Source organism: Ruminococcus sp. AF37-20 (genome assembly GCF_003460465.1).
Taxonomy (GTDB): Bacteria; Bacillota; Clostridia; order Oscillospirales; family Ruminococcaceae; genus Hominimerdicola; species Hominimerdicola aceti.
This window is the reverse complement of sequence record NZ_QTVE01000008.1, coordinates 17,216-41,338: the sequence shown is the minus strand read 5'-3', so window position 1 is coordinate 41,338 and position 24,123 is coordinate 17,216. Positions and strand designations below refer to the sequence as shown.

The 24,123-nt window shown below is 41.5% G+C and carries 16 protein-coding genes and 2 tRNA genes; 7 read left to right on the top strand and 11 right to left on the bottom strand.

The window, feature by feature from the left end; translation table 11 throughout:
• Nucleotides 1-153: 153 nt before the first annotated feature.
• Nucleotides 154-1,272, bottom strand: coding sequence for a 5-methyltetrahydropteroyltriglutamate--homocysteine S-methyltransferase (locus tag DW015_RS06850; protein WP_117905108.1), 1,119 nt, complete (start codon nt 1,270-1,272; stop codon nt 154-156).
• A 229-nt stretch (nt 1,273-1,501) separates the two neighbouring features.
• Here DW015_RS06850 and DW015_RS06845 point away from each other — a divergent pair, with 229 nt between their 5' ends.
• Nucleotides 1,502-2,095, top strand: coding sequence for a DUF3267 domain-containing protein (locus DW015_RS06845; RefSeq protein WP_117905106.1), 594 nt, complete (start codon nt 1,502-1,504; stop codon nt 2,093-2,095).
• A gap of 456 nt (nt 2,096-2,551) precedes the next feature.
• Nucleotides 2,552-3,622 (top strand): ATPase, encoded by a 1,071-nt coding sequence (locus DW015_RS06840; RefSeq protein ID WP_117905104.1) that lies wholly within the window; start codon nt 2,552-2,554, stop codon nt 3,620-3,622.
• On the opposite strand, the gene DW015_RS06835 is transcribed toward DW015_RS06840, so the two are convergent.
• Nucleotides 3,612-4,055, bottom strand: coding sequence for a GNAT family N-acetyltransferase (locus tag DW015_RS06835; protein WP_022287322.1), 444 nt, complete (start codon nt 4,053-4,055; stop codon nt 3,612-3,614). The genes DW015_RS06840 and DW015_RS06835 overlap by 11 nt on opposite strands.
• A gap of 142 nt (nt 4,056-4,197) precedes the next feature.
• Here DW015_RS06835 and DW015_RS06830 point away from each other — a divergent pair, with 142 nt between their 5' ends.
• The 3 genes from DW015_RS06830 to DW015_RS06820 are packed head-to-tail and all read left to right on the top strand — an operon-like array spanning nt 4,198 to nt 7,573.
• A complete protein-coding gene (locus tag DW015_RS06830; protein ID WP_117905102.1) occupies nt 4,198-5,238 on the top strand; it encodes a DnaD domain protein in 1,041 nt (346 codons plus the stop codon).
• A 13-nt stretch (nt 5,239-5,251) separates the two neighbouring features.
• Nucleotides 5,252-6,232, top strand: coding sequence for an ATP-binding protein (locus tag DW015_RS06825; protein ID WP_117905100.1), 981 nt, complete (start codon nt 5,252-5,254; stop codon nt 6,230-6,232).
• Nucleotides 6,233-6,244: 12 nt separating this feature from the next.
• The gene (locus DW015_RS06820) at nt 6,245-7,573 is read left to right on the top strand and encodes a triacylglycerol lipase (protein WP_117905098.1); all 1,329 of its coding nucleotides are present in this window, start codon (nt 6,245-6,247) and stop codon (nt 7,571-7,573) included.
• A 38-nt stretch (nt 7,574-7,611) separates the two neighbouring features.
• Here the strand turns inward: DW015_RS06820 and DW015_RS13415 are convergent, their stop codons facing one another.
• The 5 genes from DW015_RS13415 to DW015_RS06800 form a co-directional block, all read right to left on the bottom strand.
• Complete coding sequence (locus DW015_RS13415) at nt 7,612-7,779, bottom strand: hypothetical protein (RefSeq protein WP_181979864.1); 168 nt, start codon at nt 7,777-7,779, stop codon at nt 7,612-7,614.
• Between the two features lie 3 nt (nt 7,780-7,782).
• Entirely contained in the window at nt 7,783-8,133 is a 351-nt protein-coding gene (locus DW015_RS06815; RefSeq protein ID WP_117905096.1) for an Hpt domain-containing protein, read from the bottom strand.
• Between the two features lie 30 nt (nt 8,134-8,163).
• Nucleotides 8,164-10,104: a diguanylate cyclase gene (locus tag DW015_RS06810; RefSeq protein WP_117905094.1), complete on the bottom strand. Its 1,941-nt coding sequence runs from the start codon at nt 10,102-10,104 to the stop codon at nt 8,164-8,166.
• 168 nt (nt 10,105-10,272) lie between these two features.
• Nucleotides 10,273-13,521 (bottom strand): UvrD-helicase domain-containing protein, encoded by a 3,249-nt coding sequence (locus tag DW015_RS06805; protein ID WP_117905092.1) that lies wholly within the window; start codon nt 13,519-13,521, stop codon nt 10,273-10,275.
• On the bottom strand, nt 13,518-16,235 hold the full coding sequence (locus DW015_RS06800) for a PD-(D/E)XK nuclease family protein (protein WP_181979863.1): 2,718 nt from the start codon (nt 16,233-16,235) through the stop codon (nt 13,518-13,520). Before DW015_RS06800 ends, DW015_RS06805 begins: the two co-directional genes overlap by 4 nt.
• Before the next feature lie 263 nt (nt 16,236-16,498).
• On the opposite strand from DW015_RS06800, the gene DW015_RS06795 reads away from it, so the two are divergent.
• Together DW015_RS06795 and DW015_RS06790 are read left to right on the top strand one after the other, a co-directional pair.
• Nucleotides 16,499-17,842 (top strand): MATE family efflux transporter, encoded by a 1,344-nt coding sequence (locus DW015_RS06795; RefSeq protein ID WP_117905088.1) that lies wholly within the window; start codon nt 16,499-16,501, stop codon nt 17,840-17,842.
• Between the two features lie 106 nt (nt 17,843-17,948).
• Nucleotides 17,949-18,035, top strand: a tRNA-Leu gene (locus DW015_RS06790).
• A 50-nt stretch (nt 18,036-18,085) separates the two neighbouring features.
• Here the strand turns inward: DW015_RS06790 and DW015_RS06785 are convergent.
• The 4 genes from DW015_RS06785 to glmS form a co-directional block, all read right to left on the bottom strand.
• Nucleotides 18,086-21,694: a Helicase associated domain protein gene (locus tag DW015_RS06785; RefSeq protein ID WP_117905087.1), complete on the bottom strand. Its 3,609-nt coding sequence runs from the start codon at nt 21,692-21,694 to the stop codon at nt 18,086-18,088.
• Nucleotides 21,695-21,723: 29 nt separating this feature from the next.
• Nucleotides 21,724-21,798 (bottom strand) — tRNA-Gly (locus tag DW015_RS06780).
• A 42-nt stretch (nt 21,799-21,840) separates the two neighbouring features.
• Entirely contained in the window at nt 21,841-22,326 is a 486-nt protein-coding gene (locus tag DW015_RS06775) for a VanZ family protein (RefSeq protein ID WP_117905085.1), read from the bottom strand.
• On the bottom strand, nt 22,277-24,115 hold the full coding sequence (gene glmS / locus DW015_RS06770; protein WP_117905083.1) for a glutamine--fructose-6-phosphate transaminase (isomerizing): 1,839 nt from the start codon (nt 24,113-24,115) through the stop codon (nt 22,277-22,279). The genes DW015_RS06775 and glmS overlap by 50 nt, the downstream gene beginning before the upstream one ends.
• Nucleotides 24,116-24,123 lie beyond the last annotated feature (8 nt).

The window sequence follows — 24,123 nt, the reverse complement described above, 5'->3', positions numbered from 1 at the left end:
GGGAGCGCTACCGATTTGGCAACGCTCCCTACTTTTTATTTGTCCTTTTCTCCGCACTCGTATGATCTGTTAAGAAGTTGGATATGTTTTGACGCCAGTCATTTTTTATCAAGAATATTGAGTATCCCTCGGGATATATGTTAAATCTGTTGGTTATCCCCAAACTTCTTCGGCGATCTCCTTAACAAGAGCAAGCTTTGCCCACTGTTCCTCCTCTGTGAGCTTGTTGCCTATCTCACAGGAAGCAAAACCACACTGTGGGCTAAGGCAAAGTCTGTCAAGCGAGATGTACTTTGCAGCATCGTGGATTCGGTCGATAACGGCCTGCTTGTCCTCAAGCTCAGGCTTCTTTGATGTGATAAGTCCGAGGACTACCTTCTTGTCGCCGCTCACTGCCTTCAAAGGTTCAAAGCCACCTGAACGCTCATCATCAAATTCAAGATAATATGCGCTTACGTTCTCGCCTGCAAAAAGTGTTTCTGCAACGCTGTCATAGGCGCCGCTGCTTGCATATGTTGAGTGAAAGTTACCACGGCAAACGTGAGTTGTGATAACAAGATCCTCAGGCTTGCCCTCGATAGCAAGGTTGTTTATTCTCAACAGAAGTCTTTTTATATCCTCAAGACCTGCGTCGTCAACTCCAAAAATAGCCTTTGCATTAGGATCAACTATCATGCCCCATGAGCAATCGTCAAACTGAATATTGCGGCAGCCTGCTGCGTAAAGATCAGCGATGACTTTTCTGTAGCCCTTTGCGATATCCTGAACAAGCTCTTCTGTATCGTTATAATACTTCTTTGTGTTCTCCAGTGCGAAAGGCATTATCATCTGTTCAAGAAACTGTGCAGGTGCTGGGATAGTCTGCTTTGCGACTGTGTTCTCGTCCTCGAGAGCCTTAACGAATTTAAAATGCTCAACAAATGGGTGGTCGCCAACTGATACCTTGCCTGTGAGGTATGTATCGTCTATCATTGCGGCTTCGCCATGGAATGGCAGACCTGTCTGTGTCTTGCTGTGGCCAACGCCGTTGAAGCCCCACATAAAGTCAAGATGCCATGTGGCTCTGCGAAACTCTCCGTCTGTGATGATATGATAACCAGCATTTTTCTGCTTTGCAACAAGGTCAAGGATAGCCTTATCCTCGACCTCTTTAAGCTGCTGGACTGTGACAGCGCCGTTTTCAAAATCTGCTCTTGCCTTTTTCAGATAGTCAGGTCTGAGAAAGCTGCCCACAAAATCGTAGCGGCATGGTGCTTTGATATTATTGCTCATTTTTATTACCTCTTTCATTTTACTACAGTTTATTTCCTATTGGTTTGCTGGTATTTAGTATAGCACGAAAAAAGGCGATAGTAAAATATTTATTTCTGTGGTATAGATATAGTTTCAGACTATAGCGAATCGAATAGTTTGCTTGACTTTGGGGCATATGGTGTGGTATAATGAATAATACGATTTAATTAGACGATAAATCGAGATTAGATAAACAAAGGTATGTAATATGATAAAAATTGTGTGGTCAATAAAAGATATAAATAAATATCAAACAGGAAACTTACCCGATAATGCAATAAAGATAGAAACGCCTAAGAGCGTCGATGAACTGATGAAAAAAGCGTTGCCGATAGCTGTAATTCTATGTGTTTTACTTTTTGCCGCTATACTTGGTAAAACCATTGTGTGCAAGGTGGTCGTGATCTCTCCAATATTTATTCTGGTGGGATTTGCTTTAGGCTTTTTATTGTTGATAATTCACGAGTGGTTACACGGAATCGTTTATCCTAAGGACGCAGATGTAACAATAGGAAGAATTAAAGGAAAGACAACATTTGTGGCATTAGCATCATATCCATTAAAACGAGATAAGTTTATATTGATGTGTCTGCTGCCTTTTGTTCTTGGGGTGGTTCCTTTTATATTATTTTTAATTAGTCCTGCCGAATTTAGAGTATTTAATGGATTGAATTTTGGTATGGCGTGTATGGGTATGGTTTCGCCATTTCCAGATGTTTATAATGTCCTTACCGTTCTAAGGCACTCTGAAAAAAACGATTCAATAATGTTCTACAAAAATGATATGTACAAGATCTCTTGAATTTCCAGACTAAGCTTTACCCATATATTCCACCGATACAGCCCCCTCTGTATCGGTATTTTTCTGTCCTTACCGCCTTCCATCGCCCCAATTCTATTGACATTTCCACCTTGTTGTTCTATCATAAAAGTTTACGAGTTAGTCATAACTAGCTGCACGATACTGCAGAAGTAAGATAGATAAGAAAGGCGGAACATAAATGAAAAGTTCTGCAATAGTAAAAAAGGCACTGCATAAAGCGGACGGCATTTTGTATCCTGTTGCAGGCAGGAAAGATAAAGTCGTTATTACAATATCAAGTTGCAACGTCATGCAATGAAAGTTTTTTTACTTTTATCAAGTTTTTTTGTCCACCTAATTTTTTTGAACAATCATGCTTTTTCTGACATATTATAAAAATGAAAATGCAAACGCAGTCATACCGATCTAGTGCGTTTGAGATATGGAGGGTAATTTATGTCAGAAAAGTATTTTTTGGGTGCAATGACGCAGAATGGTTTTTCCACGGAATTTGGCAAGATAATGGCTGATAAGGAGTATTTCACATTCATACTCAAAGGGGGTGCAGGCACAGGAAAATCTTCACTTATGAAAAAGATAGCCGCCGAGTTTGAACCGACAGAGGACGTCACTAGGTTTTATTGCTCCTCTGACCCTGCTTCCCTTGATGCAATCGTTCTGCATACATCAAAGGCCATAATCTGCGACGGCACTGCGCCCCACGTTATGGAATGTTCATATCCGGGAGTTTGTCAGAAAATAATCAACTTAGGAGAGTATTGGGACGAAGAAAAGCTGAAGGCCTTCAAATCTGAAATAATCGAGGTCACAGACAAAAACAAGTCGCTTTTGGCAAGAAGCAAAAGGTTTACCACTGCCCTGTCTAACGTTTGCTTCGATACCTACAATTGCGGTGAAGGCTGTCTGCTGGAGGAAAAGCTGAAAAGCTTCACAGAACGATCAGCAAAACGTCTTCTAAACAAAAAAGGCTCTGGCAGCGGCAAAACTGATCTTAGACAGTTGACCGCTTTGACAGAATACGGCTGTATGACGCAGCTTGCCACTCTTGACAGCTACCTTGACGTGTTCGCCATGAACGATGATTATTATGCCGCTTCCCACAAGTTCGTCACCCTCATGGCACAGCAAGCTGTAAAGCGAGGTTATGATGTTATCCTCTGCCCTGCTATCCTATTTGGCAACACTCTTTACGAGCATTTGCTTATCCCGGAGGCTGGCATCGCATTTGTGATAAATTCCCCTATAAGCAAGCTTGACGGCTTTGAAAAAGCTATCAACATGGGCAGATTTTATGACAAGAAAAAGATCTCAGCCCTGAAAACAAGACTGAGATTAGATAAAGTCACCGCCTCAGACCTTGCAGAGGAAGTGTATTCAGGCATCAAGAAAGCCAAGAAAGTCCATGACGAGATAGAAAAGTATTATATCGCCGCAATGGACCACGCCGCCCTTAATAAGGTTTGCGACAGCATTTCAAGGGAAATTCACGAGAGAACTATAAAATAGTTTTCCACATTCCGTCGTAAGGCGCAGGCTCAAAGCCCATTTTCTTATAAAGCGATATGGCTCTGCCGTTTTCAAGCTCGACTTCAAGTCGGATACGGCGGAGCTTTTTATCGCCATTTTCCTCGATATACTTAAAAAGCTCCCTGCCCAGACCTTTTGAGCGGTATTCCTCCAGCACAAAAAGCTCGTCTATCCATATTGTAATACCGCCTGCTTCAACTGAATATGTTTTCATTGTAACACAGTAGCCAACATTATTGCCGTCACAAACGAGCATATAACCCTGCACATACACGTCAGACCTCATCATTTCATCGAAGCCCTGCTCAAAATGTTCTCTTGGAACAGGCTTGTCCACCGCAGAAGAATTATAGAACTCAGTGGAAAATCTGATGTAATCTTCCCTGTCCTCAGGCACAAATTTTCTTATCATTTTTATCTCTCCGTTTCTTTGGTATTAGCTTATTATAGCATTTTAATTGTCATAAGTCAAATGCACAATTTTTGTTGCAAATGCTCAGATTATGTGATATAATTATTTTGGATAGTTTTAATCATATTTGCGAGGATACATAATGAAATATACTTTTGATTGCGACCGCTGGGGAAGCAGTTTTTCAGTGCCGTCTAAAGTGGTCGATAAATACATAAAATTAAGTGATGGCGACTTTGTAAAGGTACTTCTCTGCATACTCTGTTCAACGGAACGTGAATGTGACAGTGCAAAGCTTGCGGAAAAGTCAGGACTTCCTGAGAACACTGTCATTGACGCTGTGACACACTGGGTATCACTAGGAGTCATCACCACAGAAAGCAGTGATACGGCAAAGCCTGCACAGGTCAAAGCCGTTTCTACACCTGTTTCAGAGCCTGAAACAAAGGCCGAGCCTGTTTCAAAAGTTGAGGCAGTTGCCCCGAAACGTCAGAGCGTTTCAAACAAGCTGTGCATAAGATACAAAAATTCTGAGATATTGGAAAAGCAGCAAAAGGACCCTAACCTTGCACATCTCTTTGACGAGATACAAACCGTTTTACAACGCACTATCAATGGAACTGAGCAAGGGGAACTTCTTGCTCTTTATGAATATTACCGATTTGATGCTGCATCTATTCTATTAGCAGCGGAATACTGTGTGTCACTTGAAAAGCACAACGTGTCTTACCTTGTGACAGTAATGCGTGGGTGGTTTGAACAAGACATCTGTACTTATCAACAAATTGAACAAGAAATAATTAGGCTTTCCAACATAAAAAAGTATGAATTCAAGGTACTGAAAATTTTCGGACAGACAGCAAAGCCGTCAAAACAACAGCTTGAAATGATAGAAAAGTGGCGAACAATGGGCTTCACTGTTGAAATGCTGGAGATAGCCTATAACAAGTGCGTTGACAATACCAACAAACTGAATTACAAATATATAGACACTATACTGTCAAACTGGGCCGGCAAGAGCATCACTACCCCTGAACAGGTCACACACGAGGACGAAAAGTACCACACCTCCAAGAAAAATAAGAATACTAATAAGAATACAAATAAGCAAACTTCCTATGATCTTGATGATTTTGAAAAATTCGCAATGAATTTTGATCTAGAAAAATCAGGAAAGCTATGATAAGGAGTAGAAAATGAAATATTCAATAACCGCATATGACAAGGCTGAAAATGAACTTAAAAGACGGCGTGAAGCTGTCATGAACGAGCATGAGGTCCACGCTCAGGAGATAGCACAGCGACTTCCTGAAATAGAGGTTCTTACAAGATCACTAAAAGCAAATAACTGTGAACTCATGAAGGGCATAGTAGGCAAAAATGCTCATGGAAGAGAATATATACAAAAAATGCGTCAAAACAATGCCAATACTAAACGTGCCATTAAAGGTCTGCTTAAAATGGGAGGTTATCCTGAAGACTATCTTGATTATCACTATTACTGTCCTAAATGCTGTGATTATGGCTATCGTGACGGAGTGAAGTGCAAGTGCTTCACCGACTTGCTGAAAAAATACACCACTGAGGAGCTTAACGAGAATTGCAGTATCCAGCTTCACGATTTCTCTGAGTTCAGAATAGAATTTTATCCTGAAAGCGACGGTAATGGAATGTCACCAAGAGAGAAAATGAGAACGGTGTATTCAAACTGCCGTGCATATGCTGACAAATTTCATGAAAACTCTCCATCACTGTTTTTCATTGGCAAAACAGGTCTTGGCAAGACTTTTCTTTCAGCCTGTATTGCAAATGAACTTATACAAAAGGGCTACAGCGTCATTTTCGCCTCTCTGCTTAAGCTTCTCAGACAGATAGAGGACGAGCATTTCGGCAGAGCCATAGGTCAGACACTTGACATCATAGAGAATGCCGACCTTGTTATCCTTGACGACCTCGGCTCAGAATTTCAAACGAGCTTTACCGATTCCGTGATCTATGAAATAATCAACGAGCGTATCAACCTTGGCAGGCCAACCATAATCTCTACCAATCTCACCAATGAAGAATACAATGCAAAATATAATGAGCGTATAGTTTCGAGGCTCACAGGCTGTTTCATGCCTATTATGTTTGTGGGAAACGATATTAGACACGTAAAACTGAAAAATAATCTTTAAGGGGTAAAAAAAATGAAAAAAACTAGGGGGACTTTTCTTTCTATACCGGTGCTTCTGCTTGCAAACGCACCTGCGCTGTGGAAACTTATTGACATAAATTCTCTGCTCAAAACGCTTATCATCATACTTTTGGCACTATACACCTTGGTTTTCATGTTCAAATCACATGGACGCAAGGGTTCTCATGGAAAAATCCGACGGCTTGATTCCGGAGCGTTTGTACTTGGCTGCGGTGTTTTGCAAAGCGTTATACAGCTTATAATAGTGATAGTGCTTTGCTTTACAAAGCTGAACGGTTGGCGGCTTCTTGCAAATGCACTTTGCGCTTATGCTATAACAACGCTTTTGTGTCTGAGTGGCATTGTGCGGATAGCGGCTTCGGCACGTCAGGTGAAAATACTGTGGTATGTTATTCTGTTATTCACCTGGTACATACCACTTGTGAACTGCATCATGTTCAGAAAATTCTACAAGGCAGCGAGAAGTGAATACTACTTCGAGCAGGCAAAGCTTGACCTTGACGCTGCACGAAAAGAGAACGAGATATGCAAGACAAAGTATCCTATACTTATGGTGCATGGCATATTCTTCCGTGATTGGCAGGTAATAAACTATTGGGGCAGGGTACCTAATGAACTTATTAGAAATGGCGCAGAGGTCTATTACGGCAAGCAACAGTCCGCCAACAAAGTATCCGTCAGTGCCACTGAGGTAGCTGAAAGGATAAAAGAAGTTATTGCAGAAACCGGCGCAGAAAAGGTCAACATAATCGCACACTCAAAGGGCGGGCTTGACTCGAGATACGCTATCTCTCACCTCGGCATGGACAAATATGTGGCAACCCTTACCACCATAAACACGCCACACTATGGCTGTAAATTCGTTGATATGCTTCTTGGGAAGATACCTGAGAGCATACAGAGCTTTGTTGATAGAAAATACAACAAGCTTTTCACTGCTCTGGGTGACAAAGACCCAAGCTTTTTAGATGGCGTTTATGACCTGACTTACAAAAACTGCTCTGAGCTTAACGCAAGCACCCCCGACAGCCAGTTGGTTTCCTACCGCTCCGTGATGAGCAAAATGAACAGCATACGTTCCGCTGGTTTTCCGTTAAATATCGGCTATCTGCTCAACAAGCCATACGGCAAGGGCAATGACGGGCTAGTAACAGTTGAGTCGGGACTTTATGGTGAAAACTCCAAGATGATAGAACACAAGGGCAAGCGTGGCATTTCTCATGGCGATGTTATCGACCTTTTCAGGGAGAACATCAAGGATTTTGACGTGAGAGAATTTTATGTAGATATAGTAAAAGAGCTTAAAGAACAAGGCTTCTGATAAAAAGCACCCGTATCGCACATGATACGGGTGCTTTGCTATTTTCTGGAGCGAATTAAATATTTCATTCTGAAACGCTGTCTGCCATTGATAGTTTTGCGACTGAAGTTTGCTATCTTCGCATTGAACACAGACATCATTCTAAGCTCATGGGGTGGAAGCTCCTCCTCACCATAAAACCGACAGTCTGACAGACTATCGGTCAAAACTCAGCTATCTATTTTTGTCACATTGTCATAAACTATCTTATATTTTTCGCAGACCTTTTCATAATCCTGCTCATAGCCTGACAGCTCACCGTCCCTAAGATCCTCTGTAAGGTCATAGCTCGCCTTGTAAAGCTCATCAAAGCCAAGATTGCTGCAAATGCCTTTGAGGGTGTGAGCCATACGGAAAGCTTCCTTGGCGTTTTTCTCCTCTAAAGCCTTGCACATATCCTGAAAAGTTGTATCATCAGCAAATCTTTTTGCAAACTTTGTTATCATTTTCTCACTGCCGAAACGTACCAGAACGTTGTCATAACTTGCGCCAATGCTTTCATAAAATTCTCTAGTAGTCATCAGGACACTCCTTACAAATCATATCATCTCTTATTCTACGCCCTTGGCAAGCTCGTTCTGAATATCTTTAAGACATTCGACAAGCACAGGGTTGAATGTACCGCACTCTCCGTTAAGTATCAATGCCATAGCTTTTTCATGAGAATACGCCTTTTTGTAAACTCGCTCGCTGACAAGTGCGTCATAAACGTCGGCGACAGAAACTATCTGAGCCGATATGGGTATCTCGTCGCCTTTTAGTCCGTCAGGATAGCCCCTGCCGTCATAACGCTCATGGTGCCACCTGCATATGTCATGGGCTATCTTCAAGAGTGGCTCGTCACGGAACTGCTCAAGACTTTCAAGCATATGCGCTCCGATAGCGGAGTGAGTTTTCATTATCTCAAACTCCTCTTTTGTTAGCCTGCCGGGCTTATTGAGTATCTTATCGTCAATGCCTATCTTGCCGATATCATGGAGTGCCGCAGCCATTGGTATGAGAAGCTGCTCAGTGCCGCTGACAGTATACTTGTTTGTGCGCATAGGAAGCCTATCTAAAAGCAGCTCCGTTATGCGCTTTATGTTCACCACATGGCTTCCACTCTCGCCGTTTCTGAACTCTACTATCTGGCTGAGTATGCTTATCATCATACGGTTGTTTTTATCTTTTTCGTACATCTGGTCGCTGACAAGGGAAATAAGTCTGCGCTGTTTTGCATAAAGCTTAATGGTATTGAACACACGCTGATACACAACGCGTGAATCAAAGGGTCTGCTGATATAATCAGAAACGCCAAACTCATATGCTTTTCTTATAGAGGACGCAGAATCCTCGCTTGATATCATTATAACAGGGATATCCTCTATCCAATGATGTTCCGCCATATAATCAAGGACTTCAAATCCGTCCATTTCGGGCATGATTATATCTAAAAGCACAAGTGAAATTCCAGTGCCATACTGATTAAGCAGGTCAATACACTCCTCGCCGCTTGCCGCCTCATGTATGATATATTCATCGCCAAGCATTTCAGAGAGTATCTCTCTGTTTATATTTGAATCGTCAACAATAAGTATCTCCTGCTTTTGAGGCTCACCGACAACACTTTCGTGACCATCTGTGACAACTGTATCCTTCTTTGTCTTTGCCTGATACATAAGCTTATCAGCCTTGCTGACAGCTTCGTCAAGGCTATTGCCATCAGAGAAAACGCCGCCGACACTTGCTGACAGACGTATATTTGAATACCCTGGCACAGTTGCCGCATGGATATTTCGTTTTATCTTCCTGAGCTTATGGGCAAAATCGTCCTCCTGAATATCAGGCATGACAAGCAAAAACTCGTCGCCACCATAACGCACAAGCACATCAGATTTTCTAATACAGCGCCTTATAACATCAACCACTGTCACAAGCACCATATCTCCTGCGTCATGACCGCATGTATCATTATAAACCTTGAAGTCGTCAAGATCTATCATCGCAACGCCCGCAGGCACATGGGACTTTTTAAGCTTATCTTCAAAATATCTCCTGTTGCTCGCACCTGTCAATGCATCAGTATACATTGCCTTATGATATTTTGACAGCTTATTCATTATCTTTTCTCTGTCCTGAACACCCAGCAGAGAGTCCTCATCAAGCTTTTTGATAAGCTCCATAACATACGGCTCTCCGTCAACCTGAACATACTTTGAAAAGACCTGATAAATGTCAGTTCCCATAAATTCAAGCTTAGTTCTCGGCTTTTTATCAATAAAAGTTTTTAAGGATATACAGTTTTCACAAGGCTCGTCCACTTTCCAAAAAGAAAAACACTGACATGGATTTTCAACGCAGCCGCTCACTCCATGATGACCGTCCACTTTCAGAAGCCTGACAAAATCAAAAGTTTTCCTGAGAACGTCAATTTCCTTTTCTATCTCCGAAGAGGTAGAACTCAGTTGGCTTTCGCTGTTATCATCGCAGGTCCATAATTTGTACACGTCCATATTCACGTTCTCCTTACGCTTGGTGTAGACTTATTGTTGCTTTTTTTACTTTTTTCGACATTATTAACTGATTTATTATACCACACCTCAATCGCATTGTCAACCGAACGATACAAATTATAATATTATTCATAATATTAACACATTCATATTTTAAGCGACTTTGCTCTAGTTTTTCATATATTTATCGTCATTCATAAAGTAAATACGGCACTCCACCTTAGCTTCCTCACTGAGCGAAAGCATTTTTCTGAGTATCTTTTCGTAGAAATCAAGCTGTGAACGATATGTCTTTAAAATTCTCTCCTCAAAAAGCTTTCTGTCGGCTTCTTCCTGTATGTTGGTCTTATAGTCGATTATGATAAAGCTTTTGTCTTCCATTTTAAGCACAAGATCCATAACTCCGTTGCTGTATTCATTGCCGTCCATACTGTAGAATGGAAGCTCTGTATACACTGCCTGCGCAGTTTTGAGCAATTTTTCGATATCCTTATCTTTCAAAAAGCGGTGAAGCTGATAGTTGATATAGTCCTTATAAAAGCTCTCAGAATCCTGCGAACTGCACTCGTCCTCAAAGTCAAGATACGCTCTGATGACAATCTTACTCACAAGCTCTTTTTGCTGTGAAGTTTCGTTATACGGAAACAGCTTTTCACGCATATTCACCGCAAGCTCAAAGGCACGATGTACCATATGACCGATATCTCTGCCCTTTGGACGTTCATAAGATATTTTCTCCACCCCGCTTGGTATAGTGACCTTTTTGCCGTCCTCAAGGTGGCTCGGAGTGATTTTGCTAACATATTTCTCACTGAGCTTTTTAACGTTTTCATCAAAAGCATTTCGGCTGTTGTTCACCTCGTCGAATATATCCTTGACGTTTATCTGCGCCGCCTGCACAGCACTTTGCGCTGTGACATTGTTTATCTGCGGCAGTTCTCTGCCTATTTTGCTCATTGTAAGTTTGTCGATCACAGGTTTTTTCCGTTCAAAAGTATACACAAATATAAAAGCCTGCTTTGCTCTTGTGGCCGCAACATATTCAAGCCTGAGCTGTTCGCCAAAATATTTATCCTCTGCCTGCTTCCTCTCATTAGGATAGAATGTCAGATAGTCCATATATGAATAATCGCTTGTTTTCAAAGGTACATAGACCTGTCTTTTAGCCACAAGGTCGGTGTACTTTCCACCGCTGAATTTATGATTTTTAGCCTCCGCCATAATAACGATATTTCCCTCAAGACCCTTTGCCTTGTGAAGATTCATGAGCCTTACGCAGTTCTGCTCACTGCTGTCAAGGATAAGCTCTTTTTCTTTCAGCACAGAAAGCTCGTTTTTCATCATGTCCATAAGCTCATCGCTTCCTGCAAAATCCTGCTTTTCCCACTTTTCAATAAGATAGATAAGATTTGAAAGCTCATATTCTCTGTTGCTGGTATTATCAAAAAGAAGCTCAGGAAAATCAAGTATCTTATAAAGCTTCGCTATAGGCTCATTAACAGTATCGGCAGACGCCTTTACTGCAACAAGCGTGGCGTCATTGCTTTCACAGTTTTGTTCATAATCGTCTACGTCAATTTCAGCGTCTTCAAAATCGATGCTGTCAGGCCTACATCTCCAAAGGATAGAATAAGCCTTTTCCTTTGCGGTAGGGCTGTAGCTTTCAAAAACGAACTCTGCAAGAGCAATAAATCTTTTCAGCACCAGACTGTTTTTCTGAGGACGTTTGCCCCACATTGTGTATGGTATGCCACGATCTGTCAAGACCATTGAATAAAACTCCATTTGAGTTGTGTTCCAAAGAAGCAGAAGAAAATCACTGTATTTTATAGGTCTTTCCACACCCTTGTCGAATATCTTTCCACCGTTCACAAGGTCTGAAATTATCTTAGCCACACTTTCAGCACCCGGATCTTTGACAAAATATGCCCCTCTGATAACGTCATCGGAAACAGCCGCAGGCTTATCAGCCTTTGATATCATATCGCTGTATGTCATACCATATTTGCCGTTTATTTCAGGCTGAAACTTTTCATTTACCCAAGCTATAAGCTGCTCATCAGAGCGGAAGTTGTAATCAAGTGAGAAAAACTCGCAGTTTTTCTCGTTATTGTTCTGGAATTTGGCTTTCATTTTGTTATAAAGCCTGATATCGGCGTCACGGAAACCGTAGATAGACTGTTTAGGGTCGCCCACCGCAAACAGCGCACCATCACGGAGCGGGCATTGCCATATATCACCGCCTGCTATAAGCTTGCTGTCATCTGCACAAAGATACAGCAGAAGTTCAGTCTGCATAACATCAGTGTCCTGAAACTCGTCTATATAAATGCAGGAATACTTGTCTTTGAAAAAAGCCCTTGCCTCACTGCTGTTTTTGAGAAGCTCGTGAGTGTGATACAAAAGCCCGTCATTTGAAACGCTCTCCCCGTCTTCACTCTCCTGATAAGCCTTTACAGCCTGCTCTATATACGTTGCCGTCTTGTTGAGGGCATACAGTGCATTTTCTTTCTTTACATTATCAAACCCACTTGGGCTGAAAATGACCATGTTCTCATTGCTCTTTGGATGATCTTTCTTAATTTTAGTCTTATTAAAAGGCTCAAGGAACTTTTTGCAAGCTTTAAGATTAGCGCAAACTTTTACATAATTATACTTTGGGTCATAGACATTCATATTATCAGGAAATAACTTTGTCACATCACCAACAAGAAAACCTGCTATATCTTCGTATTTTCCACTCAAAGCACCATTATAGAATGCACGCACAAGACTATTCCTATAGTTACACATTTCTTTATAGGCAAGCTTATTTATGGTGTCAAATGTCACACTGTCATAGCTTTTATCCCTAACAAACTCAACATCTCTGTATTCAGCACACTCAAGAAATGTTTCCATAAGAAAGTTTTTCACACGGCTGTCTCTGAGCTTATATTGATTGCTGTTCAGAAAGCCGAAATCTTCTATGTTCGCACCATTTGTGCGGTAATATCTCTCGAAAAAGTCAGCCTGTGCCTGCTTTGTTTCACCGTCCTCGGCAAGTTTTAATCCCAAATGCAGGTCAGCTTCAAAAGGCTGTTCTGACAGCATACTCAAACAAAAGCTGTGTATAGTGCTTATCTTCATGCGCTGTAAATTCATAACAGCGTTCTCATACAGCTTCTTTTCCTCACCGCTGCATTTTGCGATAATCTCCGTAATCCCTGCCTGTATCCTCTCATAAAGCTCGTTTGCAGCAGCGTTGGTGAAAGTTATAAGCACTATCTTTTCAACAGGTATACCTGCGCCTATCTGACCTATAACACGCTGTATTATAAGCCTTGTTTTGCCTGCACCTGCGCCTGCTTCAACAAGGATATTCTTATCGTAACTGTCTTTGTTTATTATATAGCTTCTTATCTGTTCTTCACTCATTCTGTTGCACCCCCTGAGCAAACTTCTTCATAAGCAGGACAAAACGTGCATGGAGTAATTTTATCATTCTTATTCACAATACACTTTTTAAAGCCCTCTTCTACTATTTTCTTAAATGTTATTGTTATCATGTTTTCGATTCCAAAATTATCCTTATTGTTAACTACATGGCAATTCCCTTTTTCAAGAATGAAAACATAATCTGCGGAAACGATATCACTTTCGCTCACTTCTCCCACAGGCGTAAGACCTTTTTCAAGCGCAAGGGCATAAATATGATCCTGTGGGTCTTCTGGAAGCTTCTCCCTGAATTTTTTGATATCCTCCGTCTTGTAGTCAACTATCTGATATAACACCTTTGTGCCGTCTATTATCTTGTCAAGGCGGTCTATCCTACCCCTTATGGTGACTTCATACTCTCCTATTTTCACGTCGCCGACAAATGGATACTCGACCTCGACAACCTCACGTTTGCCTGAGTGTATATCGCCGTGCAGTTCGTCAAGATAAGCTTTGACACAGGTGTAATATTCATTTCTCTCACTCTGCGCAACAGCCATATCCACAGGGGGATAGTTACGGAGATAGTTTTTAGAAACGTTCTCGAATATCTCATCAAGCATCGCCTTGTCAACAGTTTCAGACACCTCAGCCGCACTTTTGCCTTTAAGCACAGTCTTGGCATAATTCTCCATTATCTCATGTATATACATTCCCTTGACATTGCCTTTGAGCCATGCACTGCGGTCTATATCCACCTCCTGCGGCTTTTCAACATGTGCGATACGCTCATAGAAAAACCTCAGCGGACATTGAAGCATAGTCGAAAGGCTTGTGGCAGAAATGATAAAATGATTATTTTCGCACATTTCACGCAATATATCTATACGGCTTTTTCTTTGCTTATCAAGATACTCCGTAAGGCTTTCGCTTTGCTTCGCACCGTCATCATGAAGCCCGATTTTTTCTGCCTTGTTAAGAAAAGCACTGTTTAATGATATCTCAGAACGCACGCTCACCTTGCGTCTGTCAGAAAGATAATCATACACTTCTATTTTGTTTACATCAATGCCCTTTTCAGCCGCAATAACAGTATACACTGCCGACGGGCTTTGCGTTCTTATTTCTACGGTATCATAAACACTACAGCTTACAACAAGGTTTGCTCTCTCAGCCATGAGAACAGTTCTCACAAGGTCAGTGAGCTTTCTGCGCTCGATAGCGTCAGAACAATGGTCACGGTTGCCGAAAAGCTGTTCTCTCTCCTTATCGTTCAGAACAGGTGACTCGTCCTGCATGACAGGAAATCTTCCTGTTGTCAGACCAAGAACGTAGATATTTTTCATGAAAAGTGCAGAATACCGCCCCGTAAGACAGCAGGTGACAGCGCCTTTTGATGCAGGCAAAGAATACCTTGCGTTCTCTGCAATGTCGGTGATCTCAGTCATTGCTTCCTGCAAGCTAAGACTCTTGTCATAGTCTGCATAAAATCTATATCTGCCTATCAAAGCGTCCTTAACACTTGATATGGAACTTCTCTGCTCAGCGTTTGTACCTTTCACATAATCATTCACCAAGTTCAGCACACCACCGTAAAACTCTTTTGCGCTGACATTTTCTTTTTTAAAGACATCATAAAAGTCCGTGAACACCTGACTATCCCTTGTGCTATACCATTCAATGCCCCAGCCGTTTCCAGAGTTCTGTGCTTCAAGGAATATCCTGCCCTTGCTTTTGGTCTTGCCGTCCTCTGTATTCTCCTCATATTTGAAAATAGGAGAGAGCATTACATCTCTGAAAAGGTCAAATCTATAGTCATTTTTGCACCATTTGAGCATTGCCCTGAAAAATGCAACAACGTCACTGTGTCTGCATGAAATGCCCTCAGGAAATTCCACAGGGACTTTGTATTGATCGCACATATTCACGAGCAAGTCCATATACTCATCATCTGGACACAGCACAGCGGTATCGCAAAGCTCGTAACCACTGTTCACGATATGTAGAACAGTTCTCTCCACCTCGTTTGTTACGCCATAATTTCTCCAAAGCTCCGCCTTTTGTGCTAACTCTCTCAGACCATTCTGATACTGCTCATCGTTCATATCAGCCATGTTATCTATCACCGCAGGTTCAGGCAAAAGCCCTATATACTCCGCGGTCAGCTTGTCAGCTTCTATTTCTTTGTCATATGCAAAATGAACGTTTCTCACGTCTGTCTTACCAGCCTTTATAAGACCGCTGGCAATGCTTATGAGCTTTGCACTGTCATATAGTTTGCTGTCTGAAAGCTTGCTTTCATACGCTTGAAAGATCGCACTCAGCGTGTTGATACGTCTGCTGTCCAAGGACAATGAATCAGGGCCTATACAGTTCATTCTAAGCTCTGATATTGTCTTGAATATCTCCATGCAGGCATTATGGTCATCGCTTTTGAAATAGTTTATACCGCTTTCATCAATAATACGTCTTACTATCTCACAGCCCTCAGCATTTGACAGTGTTATTATCCTGCTGTCCATATACTCGGCACTGGTTTCGATAATATGCTTTGCATGATCTGCGACTGTGTATCTTTCAAGCCTTATAACAATATTTTCACCGCTTGCGTTCTCCAACATTCTCTCGGCGTTGAGATAATCATTACATATGTAAACCTTTTCAGTCAAAGGGTCTGCTTCATTACAGTCTTTGAGCCACTCTATAAAAGTCATTACGCTTTCTCCCCTAACATAAATTATCATAATAACATTTTACCATAGCAGAAAAATCTTGTCAATCTACAATTAGCGTGTTTGTATACTTTTTTGAAACATAATATTAAAGAAAATTCATTGACAAAATCATACCGCTATGTTAAAATATACTTTGTAAAACTTGCGTGGATTTTTCCTGACAGTATGTCACTTTTCGCCACACAGCAAACAGGCTGTGCGGCTTTTTTTCTGCCCACAGACAAAGGAGTGTAAAAAAATAAATGAACAGTGATTTCATGAAAACAAGACCGATCTTCCCTCTTCTGCTTTCAATGTCCCTGCCAATGGTGATATCAATGCTTGTAAACTCTCTTTACAACATCATCGACAGCTTTTTCGTGGCAAAGATAAGCGAGGACGCAATGACATCGCTTTCACTGGTGTTTCCTGTGCAGAATTTTATAAATGCCACAGCTGTCGGCATAGGCATAGGCATAAACGCCGTTATCGCAATGCATCTGGGTGCAGGTCAAAAAGAAAAGGCTGACATTGCCGCAACTCAGGGGCTTGCCCTTTCGGCTTTGCATGGTATTGTGCTAATGATAATATGTATACTTATAATGCCTGCATTTCTATCTATGTTCACAAGTAATAAAAACGTTGTAGATCTTGGCGTGCAGTATTGCAACATTGTATTTACATTCTCTCCTGCATTAATGCTTGCCATTGCATTTGAGAAGATATTCCAATCTGTCGGCAGAATGAAGATATCAATGTTCAGTATGCTCTGCGGCTGTATTGCAAACATAATTCTTGACCCTCTGCTTATTTTTGGCGTTGGATTTTTTCCTGAAATGGGTATAAAGGGTGCTGCACTCGCCACCGGTATCGGTCAGGTGCTGACCCTTGTCATATACATAATAGCATATCTTCGCTGTGAGCTTCCAGTTAAGCTTTCCGCAAAACACAAGCGTCCCGACGGCATGATAATCGCAAAGATGTACTCCATAGGCATTCCTGCAACACTTAATCTTGCACTGCCGTCACTTCTCATATCCGCCCTCAACGGCATACTTGCGGCATATTCACAAAGCTATGTGCTTGTTCTTGGAATTTACTACAAGCTTCAGACCTTTCTTTATCTACCCGCAAATGGTGTTATTCAGGGTATGCGACCAGTTATCAGTTTTAACTACGGAGCAGGCGAGAAGGAGCGTGTGAAGAAAATTTACCGCATTGTCCTTTACATGACAGGTGTGATATTGGCGGCAGGAACTATCATATGCGCACTTTTCCCAGCCAAGCTCATAGGGCTTTTCACGGAAAACGCTGACACTATCGCCATAGGCAAAACAGCGCTTCGCCTAATTTGTATCGGCTTTGTTATCTCCGCAGTATCCGTCACCTCATCAGGTGCGCTGGAGGGACTTGGCATGGGCATTCCGTCGCTTATGATATCTCTGTGCAGATTTATTGCGATAATACTGCCACTTGCGTTTTTCCTCTGCAAGCTCACGGGACCAACAGGCGTATGGAACGCATTCTGGATAACAGAAGTCGTCACCGCTTTAATATCTGTATTTATCTACAGATTTTCAGTTTCAAGGCAAAAAGATTTAAAATAAACACCGTTGCCATTCCACGATTACCATTTATTTCTGTTTAACAACTTGTAATTTGCAAAAAAAGCGTTGACATTTTGCAAAAAAAGTGTTATAATATATCTTGCATGCCGCTGTGGTGGAATAGGCAGACACAAGGGACTTAAAATCCCTCGGGGTAAAACCCGTACCGGTTCAAGTCCGGTTAGCGGCACCAGAATAAAAGCTCTTAGGTCGTCTTGCGATCTAAGAGCTTTTTTAGGTTACTTATCTACAAATTTTTTCGGGATCAAGATCAACTTTGAGTGCTTCAAGCATTTCAATATGCTTGTCTGACATCTGTCCATTCTTGTATTTTTTCTTCTGAGAATTGAGCCATACTGCAATGCTGTTTTCTGATCCTTTTATTTTTCTTGTGAGAGGCATTCTCCCGTTTTCCGCAATGAAAGATCTCAATTCTTCGTATCTTGTCAGCCACTGTTTTTCAAATCTGTCATTTACTTGCGGCTCTATGCCTATCTTTTTGAGCTTTTCTATTTGTTCAGGCGTTCTTGATGTGCTATCTTTTCCATTTACTATCTTCTGTTCGCCATTGACCCAATTACACAGCTCACTGCCGTCAACAATGATACCCTTTTTGACGCTTGCACCAACACCATGCTCATCAAAATATCTCACTGCTTCTTCATACATTATATCCCAATGTGATATCAAATTATCAAGAACAGTTTTAGGGTCAAGTTCATTGAACATTTCCACTCTTTCATCACTGAATACTCCGTTTTGGATAAAATTTCTCTGCTGACGTATCCAAACAATGATTTTTATCCCTTTGTATTCTGCCTTAGGGTCGAGCTTTTCGCCTTTATGCAGTTCAAGATATTCCTTTACTATCTCGTATTTAGCAAGCCATTTTGTCATATTCGCCTTATATATCACTGACTTTTCGGCTTTAAAGGGATAACCGATATCGTCAAATTTTTTCATTTGTTCTTTGGTAAGCTCGCCTTTTTTATATGCTCTTTTTTGTCTAGCAAACCACAAGGATAGATCAGTGCCGTCATAGGCTGTATATTTTTCTGGGAGCCGTTTTGTATCGTTTTTTTCAAAATAAGCCTTTAATTCTTCATAGCGATACTCCCACTCATCTTTAGCGTCAAGAGGAAATCTCAGCCTTCTGAATCTCTCCACATATTTTTTTGCAAGCTCGCCACGTCTGTATCGTACTCTGCAATTGGATATCCAGTTTCCTAGGCGATATCCGTCGTCACACACAGTTATTGCCCTTATTTTATATATCCCTTTTTCAGATATAAATTTCTCAAGATGTTGAAAACCCTTTTCATAAAGACTAGCATTCTCTATCTCAGACAAATTGTCCCACTCTATCCCGAGCTTATCCAATAATTCTATCCTATCCTGTGAAAGAACGCCTTCTCTTTTCTGCACACGCTGTTTGTATATCCATATGCCAAGCTGAAATTCATGATATACAGCGTTCTGAGGCACGCTTATGTTTCCATATTCTTCGTAATATTGCTTTGCAAGCGAATATCTTTCATTCCATATATGTTCATGATATGAGATATCTGAAAGGAGTCCTATTACCTTAAGCTTTTCTATCTGTTCATCTGACAATCTTCCCTCTTTGGCATACTTTTTTTGTCTGCTTATCCAAGTGTTTATACTCGCCTTGCTAACAGTTAAGTCACCAGAAATGTCTGTGTTTCCGTGTTCATCATAATATTTTTTCAGCAGTAAATACTTTTCTTCCCAACGTGAAGAAGTTACATCAAAAACAAAGTTTATACTTTTCAGCTTTTCAATGCGACCGTCTGAAAGTTTGCCATCTCTATACAAAATACGCTGTCTTTCTACCCATGTGTCTAGACAAGCACCATTTTTGGTTTTATATGAAACAGGAATGTTGAAATTGTTGTTATCCTTATAGTATTCTGTAAGTTCACGAAACATATCATTCCATTTTCTGTTGTTTCTATCGTCCCAACTCATTCCGAGTTTATCAAGGCGAGATATTTGCTCGGCTGTCAGAGAACGTGAACCTGTCCGTCTTGATTTTCGCATACTGTCGAGCCAAACTCCAAGACATATTCCCTCGCTGTCTACATACTTTGCAGGAACGTCCAGGTCACCATTTTCACGATGATATCTAACGGCGGCCTCATAGTTTTCTTCCCAAAGATAATCAGGCACGTCCCATACCATTCCTATCTCATCAAGCCTTGCGGATCTTTCCTCACTAAAGCCCCATTTTCTGATACCATTTTTCTTTGCCATTCGCTGGGTGACTAACCACTGGCCAATGTTTATTCCATTTTCATTTACATATGAATATGGTGCTAAAAGATTGCCGTTCTCCTCATAATACTTTTTAGCGGCTTCATAATATCTTTCCCATGACAATTCGCCTATTGACTGCCAGCGCATACCGATAGCGTTAAGTGCGTCTATCTGCATCTGCGTAAGAGGTTTTCCATTATGAGTTCCTCTGTAAAGTCCTCTTTGTGTATTTATCCACAAGCCAAGGCTGTAGCCGTCCTCTGTAAAATATGTCGCAGGTATTTCAAGGTCACCGTTTTTTTCATAATAAGCTTTTGCCTTCTCATACATGATATCCCACGAAGCTGAAAGGGACTCCTCAAGCTTATCGAAAAGCTTTTTGCAGTCTTCAACTTTGTCAATAAGCTCAAAGTTATCATTTACTACCATGCCCTCGCTATCATGAGAACGATAATAACGAACAGCAACTTTCATTTCTTCTTTGATAGAATCTATGCTGTAAAGATTTTCAATGTTATTGACTATATCGAAAATAACAGGCCTTTGTGACTTCCCTGCACTTAGCGCACGTCCGATCTGCTGTTTATAGATAATTGGAGAGATAGTCGGACGCAGAAGAATAACACCTGAAACATCATCAACGTGAACGCCCTCGTTAAGCATATCTATGCAGTAGAGCAATTTAAGGTGGTCAGAATTATCCTCCTTAAATTCATGAAAAGCCTTGCTCGTTTCAGGATCATTGGAATAAGCTTCATAAATATGAGGCCTTTTATCCACCTTATGAAACCATTCGTCAGCCTTGTCTATCATATCGTCCATATGCTCACGATTTGCACAGAAAATGATATATTTTCCTGCTCTGTTTTCCATATGCTTATCAAAAATATCATCAAGCTTTTCTGCTTTATCTAACGCCCTGCGCAGTGCTTCAAGATATTCCTCAGCCTTGTCACGCATAGACTTATATCTTGCATTTTTTACTCTTTTTTCATATTCGTCAAGGTCCTTCTGATATGAAAATATCGAGAGAATATATTTAGGCGGATCAAGGATACCACGAACGATAGCGTCGCCCAAAGTCATTTCACTTGCGATATTTCCGTCAAAAAGCTCGTCTGTCATATCACGCTGGTTATCAAGATAACGTATTGCTGTGGCAGACAGACCTAACAGCGGTGTATCTGGATACATTTCAAGCAATTTCTGAACACCCATGCCCCAATATTCCGCACCGCATCTGTGAAATTCATCGAGTATTATGTAATCAGGTTTTATCTCCGAAAAATTCTCGTCAGATAAAAGCATAAGCTTGGCATAAGTATAAAATTTCACATTATGCGGCTCATATCCACCGCTTGCCTCTTTTAAATTCTCAAGCTGCGTCTGATAGATATACCTTGACGGAGAAAGCCAACATATTATCTTATCGGAGTTATCATAGCAGAGTTTAAAACCGATAAAACTTTTTCCTGTTCCGGTAGGGTGAACTACGGCAGCTTTATTTCGTTCAGCAAGCATTGACACCACAGCTTTATAGGCTTCTTCATTATGTCTGAACAGCTCTAATGCCACGTTATTCCCTCCTACTAAAACACATCATTTGGAGCAAGCAACGGGAATCGAACCCGCATCCCAAGCTTGGGAAGCTTGTATACTGACCATTGTACTATGCTTGCAAAAAGGCAATACTAAAATATATTGCCTTAGAACAAAGCCTGTTACCACGGGCCTTGCTCATTCTTGTATTTTTTATTGTATCTCATCTTTAACCGCCAAGATGTGAACCCCACGCAAGCCCCGAGAGTGTTGTTGAAAACATCATCAAATTCACAAAGCCCTCTGCCTGTGATATACTGCGTTATCTCAATACCTGCTGAAAAGGCAAGGGACATGAGAAAAACTTTTTTGAACTTTGTGACGTTTGAAAGATATGGCAGCAAAACACCCAAGGGGATAAACATTGCAATGTTTCCGAATATCTGTATCAGCCAAAAATCCCGCAGATACTTGATGTTTATGTTCTCCAAAAGGTTTCGCACCTCCCAGAAGGGCATAAGCTCCGCCTGACGCTTGCCCCACTGTCGGTCTAAAAGTGTGAGCCAGAGGACGGCAAAGATGTACACTGCAAACAGCGATGTAAGTATTTTTCTCTTTTTACTCCACCGTAACGCTCTTTGCAAGATTTCTCGGCTTATCAACGTCATAGCCCTTTCCTACTGATACATAATATGACAAAAGCTGAAGCGGTACTACTGAAAGGCTTGCCGCAAAAAGGTTATCTATCCTTGGAGTGTAAACTGTGAAGTCAGCAACGTCCTCCATAGCATAGTTTCCATAGGTAGTAAGTCCGAAAAGCTTTGCTCCACGGCTCTTTACCTCGACCATATTGCTTATGGTCTTTTCATAAAGTGCAGACTGTGTTACCACGCTGAAAACGACAGTTCCGTCCTCGATAAGGCTGATAGGGCCATGCTTAAGCTCGCCTGCCGCATATGCTTCGGAATGGATATAGCTTATTTCTTTGAGTTTAAGGCTTCCCTCCATACCTACTGCATAGTCGATACCTCTGCCGATAAAGAATGCGTCCTTTATGTTCACTACCTTTGAAGCAAACCACTGCAAGCGCTCCTTATCCTCGAGAATTTTCTCTATCTTTTCAGGGATAGTATTGATCTCCTCAACGAGCTGAGCAAATCTTTCGTCGGATATCTCCTCTCTTGCTTTTGCAAACTGCATTGCAAGGAGATATGCGGCAACGAGCTGACAGCTATAGGCTTTAGTTGTTGCGACGGATATCTCAGGGCCTGCGAGGGTATAGAAGACATTATCGGCTTCTCTTGCGATCGATGAGCCAACCACATTTACGATACCGAGAGTTTTTACTCCTTTTTCTTTGCAAAGGCGGAGAGCTGCAAGGCTGTCGGCAGTTTCGCCTGACTGGCTTATGATGATAGCGAGGCTATTTTTTGCCAGCTTCATTTGTCTGTATCTGAACTCAGAAGCAAGCTCCACACGGACAGAGAGCGAGGTCAGTTCTTCGATAACATACTGAGCCACCATACCCACATGGTAAGCAGAGCCGCAGGCAACGATATACACCTGCTGGATATTTTTCATATCCTCGTCAGAGAGTCCAACGCTTTCAAAGCTTATATTTCCATCTGTAAGTACAGAATTGATAGTATCCTTTATCACCTTTGGCTGCTCGTGTATCTCTTTGAGCATAAAATGCTCATAGCCGCTTTTTTCTGCAGCTTCTGCGTCCCACTCGATAGTTTTCATTTCTTTCTGTATTTCTTCGCCATCGAGGTTGTAGAAAGTAACTGCGCCCTTTGTAAGTTTTGCAAGCTCCATATTGCCTATATAGTAGACATTTCTTGTATACTTAAGAATTGCAGGAACGTCAGAAGCGAGGTAGCTTTCGCCGCCAGTTACTCCTATTATCATAGGGCTGTCTTTTCTTGCGGCATATATCTCTCCGGGATAGTCCTTGAACATAACAGCGAGGGCATAAGAGCCACGGATACGGACGAGGGCGTGATTAAGAGCGTCAACAGGAGTACCCAGGTACTTTTTGTAATAATAGTCGATAAGCTTTACGGCAACTTCTGTATCAGTTTCAGACTTAAAGGTATATCCTTTTTTGATAAGCTTTTCACGAAGCTCCTGATAATTCTCAATAATACCGTTATGTACGGCGATAACATTTTCATCGTCGCTGCAATGAGGATGGGCGTTTACAGTTGACGGCTCGCCATGGGTAGCCCAACGGGTATGGCCTATACCGCAAGCACCTTTTACAGCTTTTCCGTCATTGGTCATCTCTTTTAGGACTTTCAGCTTACCTTTGGCCTTTACGATCTCAGGCTCTGCGTCACCGTTTCTTACAGCGATACCGGCAGAGTCATAGCCTCTATACTCAAGCTTTGACAGGCCGTCCAAGAGGATCGGGGCTGCCTCGTTATTTCCAGTAAATCCAACAATTCCGCACATAACAGTGT

Excerpts from the sequence above, each read along its gene's own strand:
- DW015_RS06840 (WP_117905104.1), top strand. The coding sequence starts at position 2,552 with ATGTCAGAAAAGTATTTTTTGGGTGCAATGACGCAGAATGGTTTTTCC.
- DW015_RS06845 (WP_117905106.1), top strand. The coding sequence starts at position 1,502 with ATGATAAAAATTGTGTGGTCAATAAAAGATATAAATAAATATCAAACA.
- DW015_RS06775 (WP_117905085.1), bottom strand. The coding sequence starts at position 22,326 with ATGACGTTGATAAGCCGAGAAATCTTGCAAAGAGCGTTACGGTGGAGT.
- DW015_RS06825 (WP_117905100.1), top strand. The coding sequence starts at position 5,252 with ATGAAATATTCAATAACCGCATATGACAAGGCTGAAAATGAACTTAAA.
- DW015_RS06820 (WP_117905098.1), top strand. The coding sequence starts at position 6,245 with ATGAAAAAAACTAGGGGGACTTTTCTTTCTATACCGGTGCTTCTGCTT.
- DW015_RS06810 (WP_117905094.1), bottom strand. The coding sequence starts at position 10,104 with ATGGACGTGTACAAATTATGGACCTGCGATGATAACAGCGAAAGCCAA.
- DW015_RS06795 (WP_117905088.1), top strand. The coding sequence starts at position 16,499 with ATGAACAGTGATTTCATGAAAACAAGACCGATCTTCCCTCTTCTGCTT.
- DW015_RS06815 (WP_117905096.1), bottom strand. The coding sequence starts at position 8,133 with ATGACTACTAGAGAATTTTATGAAAGCATTGGCGCAAGTTATGACAAC.
- DW015_RS06800 (WP_181979863.1), bottom strand. The coding sequence starts at position 16,235 with ATGACTTTTATAGAGTGGCTCAAAGACTGTAATGAAGCAGACCCTTTG.
- DW015_RS06835 (WP_022287322.1), bottom strand. The coding sequence starts at position 4,055 with ATGATAAGAAAATTTGTGCCTGAGGACAGGGAAGATTACATCAGATTT.
- DW015_RS06850 (WP_117905108.1), bottom strand. The coding sequence starts at position 1,272 with ATGAGCAATAATATCAAAGCACCATGCCGCTACGATTTTGTGGGCAGC.
- DW015_RS06830 (WP_117905102.1), top strand. The coding sequence starts at position 4,198 with ATGAAATATACTTTTGATTGCGACCGCTGGGGAAGCAGTTTTTCAGTG.
- DW015_RS06805 (WP_117905092.1), bottom strand. The coding sequence starts at position 13,521 with ATGAGTGAAGAACAGATAAGAAGCTATATAATAAACAAAGACAGTTAC.
- glmS (WP_117905083.1), bottom strand. The coding sequence starts at position 24,115 with ATGTGCGGAATTGTTGGATTTACTGGAAATAACGAGGCAGCCCCGATC.